This window comes from Aeromonas sp. s4 (genome assembly GCF_040907855.1).
GTDB classification, from domain to species: Bacteria; Pseudomonadota; Gammaproteobacteria; order Enterobacterales; family Aeromonadaceae; genus Aeromonas; species Aeromonas caviae.
Window position 1 is genome coordinate 1 of the sequence record NZ_JBFOCP010000043.1, and the last position, 16,711, is coordinate 16,711.

General features: G+C 62.1%; 19 protein-coding genes. 18 read left to right on the plus strand and 1 reads right to left on the minus strand.

Features of this window, described 5'->3' with window-relative positions; genetic code table 11:
• The 10 genes from lafA to AB5Y89_RS14075 all read left to right on the plus strand — a co-directional run.
• Positions 1-798: lateral flagellin LafA (gene lafA, locus AB5Y89_RS14030; RefSeq protein ID WP_368224004.1), on the plus strand; the 798-nt coding region annotated here is incomplete at its 5' end.
• 113 nt (positions 799-911) lie between these two features.
• The gene (gene lafB / locus AB5Y89_RS14035; protein ID WP_368224005.1) at positions 912-2,195 is read left to right on the plus strand and encodes a lateral flagellar capping protein LafB; all 1,284 of its coding nucleotides are present in this window, start codon (positions 912-914) and stop codon (positions 2,193-2,195) included.
• Positions 2,196-2,234: 39 nt separating this feature from the next.
• Entirely contained in the window at positions 2,235-2,627 is a 393-nt protein-coding gene (lafC, locus tag AB5Y89_RS14040) for a lateral flagellar export chaperone LafC (RefSeq protein WP_041211804.1), read from the plus strand.
• A 120-nt stretch (positions 2,628-2,747) separates the two neighbouring features.
• A complete protein-coding gene (locus AB5Y89_RS14045; protein WP_239054142.1) occupies positions 2,748-3,086 on the plus strand; it encodes a LafX in 339 nt (112 codons plus the stop codon).
• On the plus strand, positions 3,077-4,126 hold the full coding sequence (locus AB5Y89_RS14050) for a flagellar hook-length control protein FliK (RefSeq protein WP_368224007.1): 1,050 nt from the start codon (positions 3,077-3,079) through the stop codon (positions 4,124-4,126). Before AB5Y89_RS14045 ends, AB5Y89_RS14050 begins: the two co-directional genes overlap by 10 nt.
• Before the next feature lie 39 nt (positions 4,127-4,165).
• Positions 4,166-4,624, plus strand: coding sequence for a lateral flagellar basal body-associated protein LafF (gene lafF / locus AB5Y89_RS14055; RefSeq protein WP_041211801.1), 459 nt, complete (start codon positions 4,166-4,168; stop codon positions 4,622-4,624).
• 5 nt (positions 4,625-4,629) lie between these two features.
• Positions 4,630-5,340, plus strand: a complete 711-nt coding sequence (gene lafS / locus AB5Y89_RS14060) for a lateral flagellar system RNA polymerase sigma factor LafS (protein ID WP_368224008.1) — start codon at positions 4,630-4,632, stop codon at positions 5,338-5,340.
• Between the two features lie 50 nt (positions 5,341-5,390).
• A complete protein-coding gene (lafT, locus tag AB5Y89_RS14065) occupies positions 5,391-6,248 on the plus strand; it encodes a lateral flagellar motor stator protein LafT (RefSeq protein WP_041211799.1) in 858 nt (285 codons plus the stop codon).
• Positions 6,248-7,195, plus strand: a complete 948-nt coding sequence (gene lafU, locus AB5Y89_RS14070) for a lateral flagellar motor protein LafU (protein ID WP_045522169.1) — start codon at positions 6,248-6,250, stop codon at positions 7,193-7,195. Before lafT ends, lafU begins: the two co-directional genes overlap by 1 nt.
• Complete coding sequence (locus AB5Y89_RS14075; protein ID WP_042015087.1) at positions 7,182-7,640, plus strand: PilZ domain-containing protein; 459 nt, start codon at positions 7,182-7,184, stop codon at positions 7,638-7,640. Before lafU ends, AB5Y89_RS14075 begins: the two co-directional genes overlap by 14 nt.
• On the opposite strand, the gene AB5Y89_RS14080 is transcribed toward AB5Y89_RS14075, so the two are convergent.
• Positions 7,576-8,433, minus strand: a complete 858-nt coding sequence (locus tag AB5Y89_RS14080) for a lytic transglycosylase domain-containing protein (protein ID WP_045522257.1) — start codon at positions 8,431-8,433, stop codon at positions 7,576-7,578. The genes AB5Y89_RS14075 and AB5Y89_RS14080 overlap by 65 nt on opposite strands.
• 255 nt (positions 8,434-8,688) lie before the next feature.
• Here AB5Y89_RS14080 and AB5Y89_RS14085 point away from each other — a divergent pair, with 255 nt between their 5' ends.
• The 8 genes from AB5Y89_RS14085 to mraY all read left to right on the plus strand — a co-directional run bounded on the left by AB5Y89_RS14085 (position 8,689) and on the right by mraY (position 16,710).
• Positions 8,689-8,985 (plus strand): hypothetical protein, encoded by a 297-nt coding sequence (locus AB5Y89_RS14085; protein WP_202044635.1) that lies wholly within the window; start codon positions 8,689-8,691, stop codon positions 8,983-8,985.
• 238 nt (positions 8,986-9,223) lie between these two features.
• Positions 9,224-9,682 carry a division/cell wall cluster transcriptional repressor MraZ gene (mraZ, locus tag AB5Y89_RS14090; RefSeq protein WP_039040489.1) on the plus strand — a complete coding sequence of 153 codons (459 nt, stop codon included), beginning with the start codon at positions 9,224-9,226 and terminating at the stop codon, positions 9,680-9,682.
• Positions 9,683-10,621, plus strand: a complete 939-nt coding sequence (gene rsmH / locus AB5Y89_RS14095) for a 16S rRNA (cytosine(1402)-N(4))-methyltransferase RsmH (RefSeq protein WP_042015088.1) — start codon at positions 9,683-9,685, stop codon at positions 10,619-10,621.
• Between the two features lie 3 nt (positions 10,622-10,624).
• A complete protein-coding gene (gene ftsL, locus AB5Y89_RS14100) occupies positions 10,625-10,939 on the plus strand; it encodes a cell division protein FtsL (protein ID WP_010675842.1) in 315 nt (104 codons plus the stop codon).
• Entirely contained in the window at positions 10,936-12,702 is a 1,767-nt protein-coding gene (locus AB5Y89_RS14105) for a peptidoglycan glycosyltransferase FtsI (RefSeq protein WP_010675841.1), read from the plus strand. The genes ftsL and AB5Y89_RS14105 overlap by 4 nt, the downstream gene beginning before the upstream one ends.
• A 95-nt stretch (positions 12,703-12,797) precedes the next feature.
• Positions 12,798-14,282, plus strand: a complete 1,485-nt coding sequence (gene murE, locus AB5Y89_RS14110; protein ID WP_052814459.1) for a UDP-N-acetylmuramoyl-L-alanyl-D-glutamate--2,6-diaminopimelate ligase — start codon at positions 12,798-12,800, stop codon at positions 14,280-14,282.
• On the plus strand, positions 14,279-15,634 hold the full coding sequence (murF, locus tag AB5Y89_RS14115; RefSeq protein WP_041214003.1) for a UDP-N-acetylmuramoyl-tripeptide--D-alanyl-D-alanine ligase: 1,356 nt from the start codon (positions 14,279-14,281) through the stop codon (positions 15,632-15,634). The genes murE and murF overlap by 4 nt, the downstream gene beginning before the upstream one ends.
• A complete protein-coding gene (gene mraY / locus AB5Y89_RS14120) occupies positions 15,628-16,710 on the plus strand; it encodes a phospho-N-acetylmuramoyl-pentapeptide-transferase (protein WP_041214002.1) in 1,083 nt (360 codons plus the stop codon). The genes murF and mraY overlap by 7 nt, the downstream gene beginning before the upstream one ends.
• The last annotated feature ends 1 nt before the right edge of the window (position 16,711 follow it).

Consider the following 16,711-nt stretch of genomic DNA (forward strand, 5'->3'; position numbering starts at 1 on the left):
ATGCTGGGCACCGCCATGCAGCGCCTGGGTACCGGTCTGCGCATCAACTCCGCCGCCGATGACGCCGCCGGTCTGCAGATGGCCACCCGTCTGCAAGCCCAGTCCAACGGCCAGAAGGTCGGCATGCGCAACGCCCAGGACGCCGTCTCCATGATGCAGACCGCCGAAGGTGCTATGGACGAGATGACCAACATCGTTCAGCGCATGAAAGACCTGGCCACCCAGGGCGCCAACGGCACCGCGAGCGCGGAAGACCGTCTGGCCATGGGCACCGAAATGAAAGAGCTGTCTGCCGAGCTGAAGAACATCAGCGACAACACCAAGTTTGGTGGTCAGGCTCTGATCAGCGATGCGGGCAAGTTCGGTGCCGCGGCAGTGACCTTCCAGATCGGTGGTTCAGCCGCCGAGAAGCTGGATGTGGATGCCAGCGGCAATGTTCAGGCCGTCAACGCAGCCATTGATACCGCGCAAACCGATTTTGCCACCGCCGATGTGGCGGCCACCGCCCTGGCCTCCACTGCCTTCAACGCGCAGATCACCAAGATGGAAGACGCCCTGGATGCCATCGGTACCGCCCGTTCCCAGTTCGGTGCCAACATCAACCGTCTGGAGCACACCGTCAACAACCTCTCCAACATGAAAGAGAACACCGACATGGCGAACGGCCGCATCATGGATGCCGACTTCGCCCAGGAGAGCACCAACATGACCAAGAACCAGATGCTGATGCAGGCTGGCATGTCCGTGCTGTCCAACTCCAACCAGATGACCGGCATGGTGACTTCCCTGCTGCGTTGATGGTTTGCCGGGCCGCCCCGAGAGGGGCGGCTCTTGTTTGACAACCGCTTGCCGGTTGGAAAGGGCCGAGCCGGTCTTTTCCAACGGGCATGCCACCGAATAAGGGGATAAAGATGCAAATAGATCCGGCCAGCACGGCGATGCAACTGGTGGCCGTCGAGCGCCAGAACATGGACAAGCTGCTGAAGAAGCAGCTGGACAGCGTCAAGGCGCAGCAGAGCGCCATCAGCAGCCTCACCACCAAGCTGTCGAGTTTCCAGACCCTGCTCAAGGATCTGAACAAGGCGAGCAGCCTGCAGGCTCAGAAGGCCACCCTGTCCCAGGAAGGGCTCATGACGGTGACGAGCAATGGCAAGGCCAGCTCGGGTCAGTACAGCTTCTTTGTGGAGCAGCTTGCCCAGTCCCATCAGGTCGGCTTGCAGCTTGACAGTGACACGGCACCGCTGCCGGCAGACGGCGTCTTCTCCCTGACCGTCAAGGGCAAGACCTTGGACATCGACCTGGCCTCTCTCCCGGCTGGCGCCACCGTCAAGGATCTGGTCTCCCAGATCAACAATGCCAAGGACAACCCGGGTGTGAAGGCGACCCTGGTACGTACCGACGGCAAGGTCAGCATGGTACTGACCAGCAAGGAGAGCGGCGTGGAGAACGCCATCACCCTGGGGTACAGCGGGGATGGCGCCAATGCCCTCGGGGTGGCGATGGCCGGCAAGACGGACATCACCCAGGCGCAGGACGCCAAGCTGCGCATGGGGGGGGACAACCCTCTCACCATCACCTCTGCCAGCAACAAGATAGAGAACGTGGTGGATGGCCTGACGTTCCAGCTGGCCAAGGCGCAAAAGGCGGATGACGCTCCGCTGCTGGTCACGGTGGATCAGGACAAGGAGGCGGTTACCGGCTCCCTCAAGAAGTTTGTCGACAGTTACAACGAGCTGGTGGACGAGCTGGCCAAGATGACCTCGAGCGATCCCAAGGCGCCGGGAGCCCTCTCCTCCGACAGCGGGGTACGCAGCCTCAAGAGCGTGATTGCCCGCAGCGTGCGGGAGCTGCCCGATGATCTGACCCTGGGGAGCCTGGGGATCAAGACCGACAAGGCGGGCAAGCTCTCCTTCAACGAGACCGACTTCAACAAGGCGCTGGAGAAGGATCCCGAGCTGCTCGGCAAGGCACTCATGGGCGACGACGGTCTGCTCAAGCGGATGAGCAATGCCCTTGACCCCTATACCAAGCGGGACGGTGCACTCAAGGGACGCAAGACAGGTCTTGAAGCGAACGAGAAGCGGGTGAACGAGCGGATGGAGGCGCTGGATCGGCGCATGGATTCCGCGTATAAGCGCTACCTCAATCAGTTCACCACCATGAACCAGATGTTGCAGACCATGGGCGCCCTGTGAGACGGCTAGCCCGTAACACTTTGAATAAGCGAGTTTTTCATGTTTGAACCCCAAGAAGGCTATGACGCCTACCAGTTCGCCGCCACCCAGGCCAAGGCAGCGAGCGCCGATCCGCACCAGCTGGTGCTGATGTTGATGGATGGCCTGCTCGACGAAATAGCCAGGGCCGAGGGCCACATTCTGGCCAGGCAGTACGAGCGCAAGGGGCAGTCCATCAACAAGTGTCTGCAGATCCTGGGAGGGCTCGACAGTGCCCTCGATATGGACAAGGGCGGGGAGCTGGCCAGCAACCTGCACCGTCTCTACGACTACTGCGGCCAGCGGCTGTTCGAGATCAGTGTGGCCAACGATGTCGCGGGCTTTGCAGAGGTGCGTCGCATCCTGCTGGAGCTGAAAGAGGGTTGGGAAGCGATGGCCCGCCATCCCCGTTGATGCGGAAATCCACCTTCCTCATGGGGCAAAGGTTGGAGCTAACGTATTGAAATATAATGTTTATATATTTGGCCTGCTCCTTGCTTGCCCGCAAGGTCGTCCTATTTTGAGGCCATCATCATGTCCATGACAGGAGCCGTGCCCCCCGGTGCGGAACGCGAGACACGTCAGCGCCAGCTTCTGGGGCTCGGGCGTCTTATCTTGCAGCAGGCCCGCGCCGGACAGTGGGATGCGGTGCGGCTGGCGGATCAGCGTCTGGCCCAGCTGGTGGCGCATCTGAACAGCCAGCCTGCATTGTGGCAATCCCTGATGCCGGCCCGGGATCAGGTGCGCCACTGGCATCGGGAAGCCTTCGCGCTCTGTGAGCAGGAAACGGTGCTGCGCAAGCAGGAGTGGGACAGCCTCTCCCGCAAGCGGGAAGGACTGCAGGCCTACGACGAGGCGCAGACATGGGCATGATCCCTCTCCCCGTGGCAGAGACACTGCCCGCTTCCCCATCCGGTGGTTTTACCCGCCTCTCCCGCCAGCCTGACGGGCAGGGGGAAGAGTACCAGCCTCTGGATCTTCCGCAGGAGGCGATGCTTCCTCCGTCCACCGCCCCTTCCGCCCCCGTCGACGAGACGGAGCAGGAGGAGAGCGTCGACGTGGCTGCGGATGTTGCCGAGCAACTCGCCGCCTTCAACCAGATGCCACCACCTTTTGTCCGACAGGAGGAGGGACGCATTCCTCCTGTCCGTTTGTCATCGAGTGCCGGCCTTGCCCCCGTCGGGGAGGTGCAACCCGCCTCCTCGCCTGTGCTGCGCACCCTCAGCGGGTTCGAGCGAATGGAAGGGGAGCGGATGCCGGTGTCGCCGGTTTCCGTTGGCAAGGAGAGCCTCCCTCAACCCGCCGGGGAGCTGGCCATGCGAATGCTCCAGCCGACCACCCAGGGCGAGCAGCCTGCGACCCGGAGTGCGGCAGTGGTGGCGTCTCTTCCCGGGGAGCCCGCCCCGGAGCGGGAGGTCAGCGTCACCGAATTCAAGGCAATGGCGGGGTTGTCGCCCGCGCTCTCTGCCACCAGGCCTGCGGAATACCAGTGGGCACCGGCGCGTCTTGCCGCAAGCGAGGCCCAGTGGGGCCAGCAGCTGGTCGATGTGCTCAAAGACAGGGTCGAGCTGCAGGTGAACCATAGCATCAAGCAGGCCCATATCCGCCTCGATCCCCCCGAGCTGGGTCGCCTCGAACTGACCGTGAGAATGGAAGGGGATCGGCTCAACGTGCAGCTGAACGTGACCAACCCGGCGGTGCGTGAAGCCCTGATCCAGTCGATGGAGCGGCTTCGCATGAGTTTGGCTCCCCATCATGCCGGTGGTGTCGAGGTGAACGTGGGCCAGGGGGGAGAGCAGGAGCGGGGGGATCGCTGGCAGCAGGAAAAGATCCTGGCAGGTCGACGACAGTGGCAGGAAGAACAGGACGCATCGGGCAGTGCTGGCCAGGATTGGCTCAACACCCTGGTGTGACATTTCAAGATCTGGCAATAGCGAGAGTGATTTCAAATTATGCGGCGTGTCATGAAGTGGTTGATGGTGATAATGATGGCGCTGTGCCTGCTGGCGGCGCTGGCCTATGGCGCTTATCTCAAGCGGGATACGGTTGCCGTCTGGCTGGGCCTGGCAGAGGCCAAGCCCGAGCTGAGCAAGACGCCGCTGTTCAAACCGATGGAGCGTTTCGTCATCAGCCTGGAGGGGGACAGAGAGCCCCACTATCTGGTGCTGGAGCTGGCGCTGGTCACCCACAATCCCCAGCAACTGGAAACGCTCAACGAGCTGACCCCCCTGATCCGCAATGCCATGGTGCAATATTTCAGCCATCGCTCCCATGAGGCGGTGAAGCAGGAGCTGCAGAACATCTCGGCCCTTCAGACCTCTCTGCTCGGCAAACTGGTGGGAACCCTGGAGGGGTATGGCTACAAGCCCTATCTGGATGAAGTGCTGGTCACCAAGGTCCTGGTGCAGTAGCGAACATGATGGACGCTGGTTGGGATACTCCCTGCGAACTGACCGCCTCCGCTCCCCGCACCAGTGAGCAGGTGATCCTGAGCCGTTATCTGCCTCTGGTGAAGCGGGCAGCAACTCACTTGCGCAGTCAGGTGAGCGCCAGCTTCGATCAGGAGGACATGGAGCAGGTCGGCATGATGGGACTGCTGGAAGCCTGGCGTCGCTATGGGGGTGAACCGGATGCCCAGTTCGAGAGCTATGCCTTCAAGCGGGTGCGGGGAGCCATGCTGGATGAGCTGCGGCGCCTCGACTGGCGCCCCCGTCAGCTGCGCCAGCAGGTGCACGGTCACAATCAGGTACAGCGGGAGCTGTTCAACCGTCTGGGGCGCAACCCGACCGAGCAGGAGCTGGCACAGGCGCTTTCCTGCACCGTCGAGGAGGTGCGCCAGCTCGCCTATGCGAGCCAGGCCGAGGCGTTGCAGAGTCTGGAGGAGTGGCTGGAGAACGGGGGCAGGGCGCCCGCATCCGAGTCTGACGATCAGGATCTGGCCATGACCCTTGGCAAGGTGCTCGGCACCCTGGATAAGCGTGAACAGCTGCTGCTTTCCCTTTATTACCAGCAGGAATTGAACATGAAGGAGATTGCACTGGTGCTCGGGTTGACCGAGTCGCGGGTGTGCCAGCTCCACAAGCAGTGCGTCCTTCAGCTCAAGCAGCGATTGGTCGACTCCATATAGTTATGCCTCTCCCCGCGGGGGGAGTCTTGTTGATTTCTGCGGGAGCATCCATGCAAAAACAGATTGGTCTTGGTGTCATTTTCGTATGTGTGATCGGCGGCTTCATGATGGCCGGGGGGCGCCCCATCGCCCTGTGGCAGCCTGCCGAACTCATCATCATCATAGGGGCGGCGGTCGGCTCCATGTTCCTTGGCAATTCCAAGGAGGTGATGCATGAAATGTGGCGCCAGATGAAGCTTTGCTTCAAGTCCAACAAGGACGAGAAGGAGATCTATCGCGAACTGCTGACCCTGATGCACCAACTGCTGGAAGAGACCCGCAACAAGGGGATGAAGGCGTTGGACGAACACGTGGAGAATCCGCAGCAGAGCTCCGTCTTCCTCATGTATCCCCAGGTATCGGAAGATCCGCAACTGCTGGGCTTCATCATCGACAACCTGCGTCTGCTAGGCATGGGCAAGATCACGCCCCATGAGCTCGACACCATACTGGAGCAGGAGATCATGGCCATCGAGGAGGACATGCTCAAGCCCGCCCATGCGCTGCACAAGACCGGGGAGGCCTGCCCCGGCTTCGGGATCCTGGCGGCGGTGATGGGGATCATCATCACCATGCAGCAGCTCGACGGCCCCCTCAGCAACATAGGCGTACACGTGGCGGCCGCCCTGGTGGGCACCTTCATCGGCATCTTCCTCTGTTATTGCCTGCTGGAGCCCATCAGCAATGCCATGGAGGAGATGGTCAAGCGCCGCATCGGCATGCTGATGTGCATCAAGTCGATCCTGATCGCCCAGCTGCGGGGCAAGACGCCGCTGCTCTCCGTCGATTCCGGCCGCAAGATGCTGGAGCCTGACGTGAAACCCAGCTTCCTCGAACTGGAAGACTGGGTGACCAACAGGGCCATGTGATGCGCAACCACGAGCAGATCGTCATCAAGCGCCAGCAGCGGCGCAGCAGCGCTCCCAAGGGGGGTGGTGCATGGAAGGTGGCCTTCGCCGACTTCACCCTGGCCATGATGGCCTTCTTCATGGTGCTCTGGATCCTGGCCGTCTCCAGCCAGGAGGAGCGTGATGTGGTGGCCAGCCGTCTACGCGACTACAGCATCATGGACAGCGAGGCCAATCCCTTCGATATCCGCAACAGTCCCTATCCGGTGGATCTTGGCGGCAACCCCTCGGTACTGGAGGAGTTGAGTCCCCAGTTCGTGGAGGAGGGGCAGCGTATGCCCAGACACATGGAGCGTGACCGCAGCATCTTTACCGATGGCGCCAAGGGAGGCTATGAGAGCCTGCTGGCGGGCAAGATTGAGGGAGAGAAGCAGATGGCGCAGTTGGCCGGTTTCATCGGGTCCATGGCGGATCAGATGCAGGCCAGAAACAACCTGGAGCTGCAATTGGTGCCCCAGGGTCTGCGGATCCTGATCCGCGACGATGACGAGCGCGAGATGTACAGCCGTGGCAGCGCCCGCATCAGCCCCTATTTCCGCCATCTGCTGATGGCACTGGCTCCTGTCTTTCAGCGAGTGGAGAACCGGGTCATGATCTCGGGCCACACCGACAGCACCCCCTTTGCCGGTGACAACTACAGCAACTGGGAGCTCTCCTCCGATCGCGCCATGATGGCGAGGCGTGTCCTGCTTGCTGGCGGCATGCCCCCCGAGCGGGTGGGTCAGGTGGTCGCCATGTCGGATACCATGCTGGACAACACCGCCGATCCCAAAGGCAGCCAGAACCGCCGCATCGAGTTGCTGGTGATGACGACCCAGGCGGAAAAGAGCCTGGAGCAGCTGTTCAGTGCCCAAACCCAAGCCGCCACCCGGACAGCCAAGGATGCCGTTGCCCATGGAAACCCCTGACGCCGATCTGCCCCCCGTGACACCGTTCAAGGATCCCAGGCGCAAACTGCCGCGCTGGTATCTCCATGACGGGACCACGCCCCTGGAATCCCAGAGTTGCGGCATCGCGGCCCGGCTCATGGTCTCCGGCCTGCTGTTCGACAAGCGCATCGGACGGGCGGTGATCAAGGATATCGGACCGGGTGGGGTCGGTTTCCTCGCCCCCGCCCGTTTTACCTTGCCCGATAACGTCAGCCTGTCGTTGTCACCGCGGATCGTGCTGGCCTGTCATATCACCCATCGCAGAGCCATAGGCCAGTACCTCAGCTTCTACGGCGCGCGATGGGTCGATCCTGACTCGGTGGATCTCGCGCCTGTTCTGAGCCACTGGCGCCACTGTTTCATGGCGCCAGCAGAGGGCGAGCCTGCTCCAATCCCAGTGGATCCGGCAACCGCTCAAGAGTGAGGCCTCCCCGCCCCATGTCCAGTCCCCGTGCAGGCAGCAACAGCAGGGGATCGTGCAGGCTTTCCAGGGACACGGCCCGCACCAGCTGCGGGCGTGTCTCTTGATGGCGCGGGGCAGGAGGGGCCTTGCCTCCGCCATAAACGATGGGGCAGTCACTCACCTCCCGGGGATCGGGCAATCGCCAGGCGGGATTCCACCGGCTTGCCTCGTTCATGGCAACCCCCCGTTCCATGGCCCACTCCAGCAATGAGCAGCCCCCCGGCTGCCGCCATACCCGGATATTTTCTCCCGCCTGCCAGGGCGGCAGGACAAACCCGTGCTGCGCCGCTCTGTCCAGCAATTGGGAGAGCGCGAGGAAGCGCGCCACATAGAGGCGCGTTTCGGTAGGCAATTGCAACTCCCACACATTGCGTGTCCCGCCGTTGAGCACCGCCTTCAGTACTCTTCCCTCTCCCGCGTTGTAGGCCGCCAGTGCCAGCAACCAGTCCTGCCCGAAGAATTGATGCAGCCACCCGAGGTAGGAGAGCGCCGCCTCCGTCGCCAACGGCAGGGAGTAGCGGCCATCGAAGCCGTTTGTCATGGGGACGGAGAAGCGGGCTGCGGTATCCGGCATCAGCTGCCAGGGCCCGGCGGCGCCCGCCGAGGAGATCACGTCAAGCCGGTAGCTGCTCTCGATCAGGGGCAGCAGAGCCAGCATGGGTGGGAGTTTTCGCGTCTGAACCTGCTCCGTGACCCAGCGGATCATGGGCTGGGACTCGGCGAGCCTCGTCTGCAGGTGGCTGCGCTGACGCAGCAGAAAGCGGGTCTGCTCGTTGACCAGCTCGGCACCCGGGCCGACAACGGGGGTAGGAAAACCCGCCTGCCAGTGATAATGATCATAGGAGTAACAAACGGCACTGCTCAGTAGAGAGAGCCCGGGGAGAAGGCGCAGGGATATTTTGGCAACAGCGGACAGAGCCTGGCGGGAAAATGATAAAAACACGATGTATCTCAACAGTTTTTGACAATATCTGTCGACTGTTCATGTGGTATCCAGGACGTGATAAGCATGATAACACGAGTAAAAAAGACCCCAAAGGCGGGCAGGGCGATTCAGAAATTTCTGCTTTATCTGATCCTCGTTAATTTTGGTTTGATGTGGCTCTATATCATGTATGCCGACGAGCTGACATTGGGCGCCAATCTACTGCTGACTTTTCTTCTCATCGTCTATAACCTGCTGCTCTGCCAGCTGGTGGTGCTGAGAGCCCGTCGGGTAGGGGATGGCTATATCATCTATCCCGTGGTGGGCGTCAGCATTATGCTGTGCGCCGTCGTGCTGTTCCGTTTCATCATTTCCCCGTGAAATCGATTAATTACGAGGCTCACTTCGCCGGGATGATTTAATTCTCCCATGAATAACTTGTGGAAAATCAATTCATTTAATCGGTAGTCCCATCACGCTGCGTCAATATGTTCCCCATGCCCGAGATCCTTGCTTGAAAAGCCCCCTGCTCGTCCTTAAACTTCATGGTGGAGAAAAGTGGATCAAAGTGGTTTTATTGGGCATCTAGCCCCCATAACTCACCTTCGGGGACTGCAATTTGTTGCGTGGCGCTCACGCCATCAGCCTGGACAGCAAGGGGCGGTTGGCGATTCCGACCAAATTTCGTGATTGGCTGCGCGACGAATGCGACGGCCAGCTGGTCTGCACCATCGACATCGCCCATCCCTGTCTGCTGCTTTATCCCCTGAATGAATGGGAAGAGGTGGAGCGCAAGCTGAAGACCCTTTCCAGCACCAACCCGGCGGAACGCCGCCTGCAGCGTCTGCTGCTCGGCCACGCGGCCGAATGCGAACTGGATGGCAATGGCCGTCTGCTGCTCAGCCAGCCGCTGCGCAGCCATGCCGGGCTGGACAAGAAAGTCATGCTGGTGGGCCAGCTCAACAAATTCGAGCTGTGGGATGAAGCCCGCTGGCAACAACAGATCAACGACGACATCCTGGGCCTGCCCGAGGACGACTGGGCAAGTTCACCACGACTACAGGATTTTTCTTTATAAATGACCCAAGCCGCTGAACACATCACAGTGCTGTTGCACGAAGCCGTCGAAGGGCTGGCCATCAAGCCGGACGGTATCTACGTCGACGGTACCTTTGGCCGGGGTGGTCACTCTCGTCTCATTCTCCAGCATCTGGGCCCGAACGGCCGTCTGATCGCCATCGACCGGGATCCCCAGGCCATTGCCGAGGCGGCCAAGATCCAGGATCCCCGTTTCGAGATCGTGCACGGTCCCTTCTCCGGCATCACCCGTTATCTGACCGAGCGCGGCCTGCTGGGCAAGGTCGATGGCTTCCTGCTGGATCTCGGTGTCTCCTCCCCCCAGCTTGACGATGCCGAACGTGGCTTCAGCTTCATGAAGGACGGCCCGCTCGACATGAGGATGGATCCCACCTCCGGTCAGAGCGCCGCCGAGTGGCTGGCCCGTGCCGATGTGGACGACATCGCCTGGGTGCTGAAAACCTTCGGTGAGGAGCGCTTCGCCAAGAAGATTGCTCGCGCCATCGTACACGATCGGGTGACCGAGCCCTATGTGCGCACCCGCCAACTGGCGGAGATGATTGCCCGGGTCAACCCGAGCAAGGAGAAGGGCAAGCACGCGGCGACCCGCAGCTTCCAGGCCATCCGCATCTATATCAACAGCGAGCTGGACGAGATCGAAACCGCCCTCAACGGCGCGCTGGACGTGCTGGCTCCTCACGGCCGTCTCTCCGTCATCAGCTTCCACTCTCTGGAAGATCGGCTGGTGAAACATTTCATTCGCAAGCACGAGAAAGGTCCTGAAGTACCCCACGGCATTCCCCTGACTGAAGCCCAGCTTGCCGGTGGTCGCAAGCTGAAATCGATCGGCAAGGCGCTCAAGCCTTCCGACCACGAGGTCAATGAAAACACCCGGTCCCGCAGCTCGGTGCTGCGGGTCGCAGAGCGTCTTGCGGAGTAAACGATGAGCGACGTGCGCGTTCACCTCGCCAGGGAGATCGTTGCGGATCTCTGGCGCCACAAGTTGCAGGTCCTGTTGACCGTCGCCGTGCTGGTCACCGCCTTTGCGGTGATCCTGGTGACCAACATGACCCGGGGTCTGACGGCCAAGCAGAACGATCTGATGGCGGAGGAGGACAGGCTCAACATCGAGTGGCGCCACCTCTTGCTGGAACAGGGCACACTGGCTGAGCACTCCCGGGTGGCGAGTCTGGCCATGGACAAGTTGCAGATGGCTCGTCCCCTGGTGACCACTGAAAAGGTAATTACACAACCATGACACGCAAGGCCGCCACCAAGGCTCCGGCAAAGGACAAAGCCAAGGCGAAAGCACCCTCACTCTACCCGTGGCGCTTTCGTACCCTGGTTTTCTTCATCGGCATCGCGTTTGCGGGGCTGATCCTGCGGCTGGCCTGGATCCAGGTGATCGATCCGGACAGACTGCGCCAGGAGGGGGACATGCGCTCCCTGCGCACCACCTCCACCCAGGCGGTGCGCGGCATGATCACGGACCGCAATGGCGAACAGTTGGCGGTATCCGTGCCGGTCGAAGCGGTCTGGGCTGATCCCAAGACGGTGCACGAGTCCGGTGCCATCCACAACGAGCGTGCCTGGCTGGCACTCTCCGCCGTGCTCAAGCTCGACATCAACACCCTCAAGCATCGCATCGCCAACCCGAGCAAGCGCTTCGTCTATCTGCAGCGGCAGGTGACGCCTGCGGTGGCCGAGTACATCAAGGGGTTGAAGCTGGGGGGCATCTATCTGCGCCCCGAGGCGCGCCGTTTCTACCCGACCGGCGAGATAAGCTCCCACCTGGTGGGGGTGACCAACATCGATGGCAGCGGCATCGAGGGGATTGAGCGCAGCTACAACGAGTGGCTGACCGCAACCCCTGGCGAGATGCGGGTGCGCAAGGACAGGCAGGGCCGCGTCATCGAGCGCCTGGGCCTGGTGAAAGAGGGCAAGCACGCCAACGATCTGCAACTGAGCATCGATCAGCGGGTGCAGGCGCTGGCCTATCGCGCCCTCAAACGGGCTACCGACGAGAACAAGGCCACCTCCGGCTCCATGGTGATGCTGGATGTGAAGACCGGCGAGGTGCTCGCCATGGTCAACACCCCCTCCTACAACCCGAACAACCGTGGCCAATACCAGAGTTTCCGGGTGCGAAACCGGGTGGTGACCGATACCTATGAGCCGGGTTCCACGGTCAAGCCATTGATTTTGCTTAGTGCCTTGCAAGCCGGTGTCACCAGCTGGAAGGACTTCATCCCGGGCGGCCCCCTCTTCATCGGGGCCAAGCAGATCCGTGACGTGAGTATCCACAAGGCGACCAACCTGTACGACATCCTGCGCTACTCCTCCAACATCGGCATGTCGCGCATCGCGCTGCGGATGCCGGCCCAGGAGATGATCAATACCCTGAGCATGGTGGGATTCGGCATGGACACCGGCAGCGGCCTGATGGGGGAGAGCAGCGGCATGCTGCCCCAGCGTCGCCGCTGGTCCGACATCGAGCGAGCTACCCTGTCGTTTGGTTATGGTCTGCGAGTGACCCCGCTGCAGCTGGCCTCCGCCTACGCCACCCTGGCCAACAAGGGCAAGCGGGTACCGCTCTCCATCATCAAGGTGACCAAGCCGCCCAAGGGTGAGCAGGTCATCGATCACAACAACGCCGCTGCTATGTTGCAGGCGCTGGAGTACGTGGTCAGCAATGCCATTCCCAAGGCCCAGATCCCCGGTTATCGGGTCGGTGGCAAGAGTGGTACCGCCAAGGTGGCCGTGGCTGGGGGCTATGGCAAGGACTACATGGCCTGGTTTGCCGGTTTCGCACCGGCCAGCAATCCCCGTTTCGTCATGGTGGTGGTGATCAACGAACCCAAGGGGGATGCCTACTACGGCGGTGCCGTGGCGACCCCGCCCTTTGCGGAGGCCATGGGAGGCGTGTTGCAGCTCTTCAACATCCGTCCCGATGCGATCCCGCCCGAGGTACCCGCCAAGCTTGCCCGCACGGAGGCCAACAATGGCGCACCGCGTACTTGACGGGCATCCGGTTTTTTCCATCGGCCCCGCTGCTGTCGGGGCGTTTTCCATGGCGTGTACGAGCGCCCGCATTCCCGCATTTTCGGAGGCTTCCCATGCCGCCCCGCACACTTGATCAACTGATGAGCTGCTTCGGCATCGATGCCCCGGCGCTTTCCCTCACCGATCTCCAGCTCGACAGCCGGCGGGTCGGTCCCGGCTCGCTCTTCGTGGCGATTCGTGGCCATCAGGTGGATGGCAGGCGCTTCATCGAACAGGCGGTGGCTCAGGGAGCGACCGCCGTGCTGTTTGAGGAGGACGGAGAATTCGTCCCTCCGGCGACCCAGATCCCCTGCATCGGCATGAGGGATCTTCCCGCTCGTCTCTCCGAGCTGGCCGGTCATTTCTACGGTCACCCTGCGCAAAAGCTGCAACTGGTGGGCATCACGGGCACCAACGGCAAAAGCACCACGGCCCTGCTGGTGGCCAACTGGCGCACCCTGCTGGGGGGCAAGGCCGGGGTCATGGGCACCATAGGCAACGGTCTGTTTGGCGAGCTCATCGAAGCAGAGAACACCACGGGCAGCGCGGTCCAGGTGCAGGCCAATCTGGCCGCCTTGCAGCAGCAGGGGGCCGATCTGGTGGCGATGGAGGTCTCCAGCCACGGTCTGGTGCAGCATCGCGTGGCGGCCCTGCCGTTTGCCGCGGCAGTCTTCACCAACCTGAGCCGGGATCATCTGGACTATCACGGCACCATGGAGGCCTATGCCGCCGCCAAGGAGGAGCTGCTGAAGCTGGTGGATGAGCCTTGCGCCGTCATCAACGCCGATGATCATCTGGGACGGCAATGGCTGGCGACCTATCCCGGTGCGGTGGCCTTCGGGGTTCATGGTCCGATTGAAAACCATGCTGGACGACAACTGACGGCGCAGGATCCCTATTTCCACCAACAAGGTTTTGATACGCGCATTAACTCCAGCTGGGGGAATGGTGTATTATCCGCCCCCTTGCTCGGCCGCTTCAACGTCAGCAACGTGCTGGGCGCCATGGGCGCCATGCTGGTGCTCGGCTACGACTTCGATGACCTGCTGGCGACGGCCCCCAGACTGCAACCGGTGACCGGTCGCATGGAGTGCTTCGGCGGTGGCGATGCGCCGCTCGCCGTGGTCGATTACGCCCACACCCCGGATGCGCTGGAGAAGGCATTGCAGGCCCTGCGGGTGCACTGTCACGGCCGGCTCTGGTGCCTGGTGGGTTGTGGTGGCGACAGGGATCGCGGCAAGCGTCCCATGATGGCTGCCATGGCGGAGCAGCATGCTGACTGCGTGATCCTGACCGACGACAATCCCCGTACCGAGGAGCCGGCCCGGATCATGGCCGACATGGTGGCGGGTCTTCGCGATCCCGGCGCCGTGCAGATTGAGCATGACAGGACCAAGGCAATCCAGTTGGCACTGAGCCAAGCGAGCAAAGAGGACATCATCCTGGTGGCCGGCAAAGGCCACGAGGATTATCAGATCATTGGAACCGACAAGCGGCACTACAGCGATCGGGAAACCGTCGCAGCCGCCTTGCACACATTAATGGAGTCATTCAAATGATGACCCTCAGGCTTGCCGACCTGGCGCAGGTGCTCGATGCCCGTCTGATCGGGGGCGACCATGAGATCACGGCGGTCAGCACCGACACCCGGACCCTGGGCGCGGGGGCGCTGTTCGTGGCCCTGCGCGGCGAGCGTTTCGACGCACACGATTTCTGCGACCAGGCGGTTGCCGCCGGCGCCAGTGCCCTGCTGGTGGAGCGCGAATTGCCGCTGTCCATTCCACAACTGGTGGTGGGCGACACCCTCAAGGGGCTTGGGCGTCTGGGCAGGCTGGTGCGCGAGCGCATCAATCCGAAAGTGCTCGCCATCACCGGCAGCTGTGGCAAAACCACGGTGAAGGAGATGGCGACGGCCATCCTGCGTTGTGAAGGGGAGGTGCTGGCCACCGCCGGCAACTTCAACAACGAGGTGGGGGTGCCGCTGACCTTGCTGCGCCTCGAGCCGCAACACCAGTTCGCGGTGATGGAGCTGGGAGCCAACCACCCGGGCGAGATCGCCTGGACCACGTCGCTCGCCAGACCCGACGCCGCCATCATCAACAACGTCGCTGCCGCGCACCTGGAAGGCTTTGGCTCCCTGGAAGGGGTGTTCCATGCCAAGAGCGAAATCTTCGAAGGGTTAGGCGAGGGCGGCACCGCCATCGTCAATGCCGACAACGAGTTCTGGCCGAAGTGGCGTGAAAAGGGCATCCACTGCGCCTTCTCCCTCGAGGATCGGCGTCAGCCGTTCCACGCCCGCGACATCGTGCTCAACGAGCAGGGTTGTGCCGGGTTCGTGATGGTGACGCCCCAGGGAGAGGTGAACCTGACCCTGGCCATTCCGGGTCGCCACAACGTGGCCAACGCCCTGGCTGCTGCCGCCGGGACCCTGGCGCTGGGCGCATCGCTTGCGTCCGTCAAGGCGGGGCTGGAGCAGATGGCGCCGGTCAAGGGCCGTTTCTGCGTGCAACGCTGGGGTGGCCTCACCTTGGTGGACGACACCTACAACGCCAGCGTGGAGTCCGTGCTGGCGGGTATCGATGCCCTGACCGCCATGAACGGCTACAAGGTGCTGGTATTCGGTGACATGAAGGAGTTGGGTGAGGAGTCCGCCGCGCAGCATGCCCGGGTCGGACACCACGCCCGTGAGCAGGGCCTCGATGCCGTGCTGACCGTAGGGGAACAGAGTCGCCACACCGCAGATGCCGCGGCTGGCCGACATTTCGATAACAAGGCGTCGTTGTTTGAAGTGCTTGCGCAAATGATAAAGACACATCAGGAAATTTCGATTCTGGTCAAGGGCGCCCGTGGCTCCCGCATGGAAGATATCGTCGAGATGGTCAAGGGCCATCAGGAGTCAGCCACATGCTAGTCTGGCTGGCGGAACTGCTCACCCCGCACTTCACCTTCTTCAACGTCTTCTCCTACCTGACGTTTCGCGCCATCCTGTCGATCATCACCGGTCTGGTGGTGGCGCTCTGGATGGGGCCGCGCCTCATCCGTCGCCTGCAGATCATGAAGTTCGGCCAGGTGATCCGCAACGACGGTCCCGAATCCCACCTCAGCAAGAAGGGCACCCCGACCATGGGCGGCCTGATGATCATTGCAGCCATTTTCACTTCTGTGCTGCTCTGGTGCCGCCTCGACAACCCCTATGTCTGGCTGGTGCTGTTCGTGCTGGGGGCCTATGGCACCATCGGTTTTGCCGATGACTATCTCAAGGTGGTGCGCAAGAACACCGACGGCCTCATCGCCCGCTGGAAGTACTTCTGGCAGTCCGCGGTCGCGCTGGGTGTGGCGGTCTTCCTCTACGCCACGGCCACCCACGATGGCCAGACCCAGCTGGTGGTCCCCTTCCTCAAGGATGTGATGCCCCAGCTCGGCCTGATGTTCATCCTGCTGACCTACTTCGTCATCGTCGGTACCTCCAACGCGGTCAACCTGACCGATGGCCTGGATGGCCTCGCCATCATGCCCACCGTGATGGTGGCGGGGGGCTTCGCCCTGATCGCCTGGGCGACCGGCAACGTCAACTTCGCGAACTACCTGCACATTCCCTACGTGCCCTACACCTCCGAACTGGTGATCGTCTGTACCGCCATCGTGGGCGCGGGCCTGGGCTTCCTCTGGTTCAACACCTACCCGGCCCAGGTCTTCATGGGGGACGTGGGTTCCCTGGCCCTGGGCGGCGCGCTCGGTACCATCGCGGTGCTGGTGCGCCAGGAGTTCCTGCTGGTGATCATGGGGGGCGTCTTCGTGATGGAGACCGTCTCGGTGATCCTGCAGGTCGGATCCTACAAACTGCGCGGCGTGCGGATCTTCCGCATGGCCCCCATCCATCACCACTATGAGAAGAAGGGCTGGCCGGAGCCGCGCGTCATCGTGCGCTTCTGGATCATCACCCTCATGCTGGTGCTGCTTGGCCTCGCCACCCTGAAGGTGAGGTAAG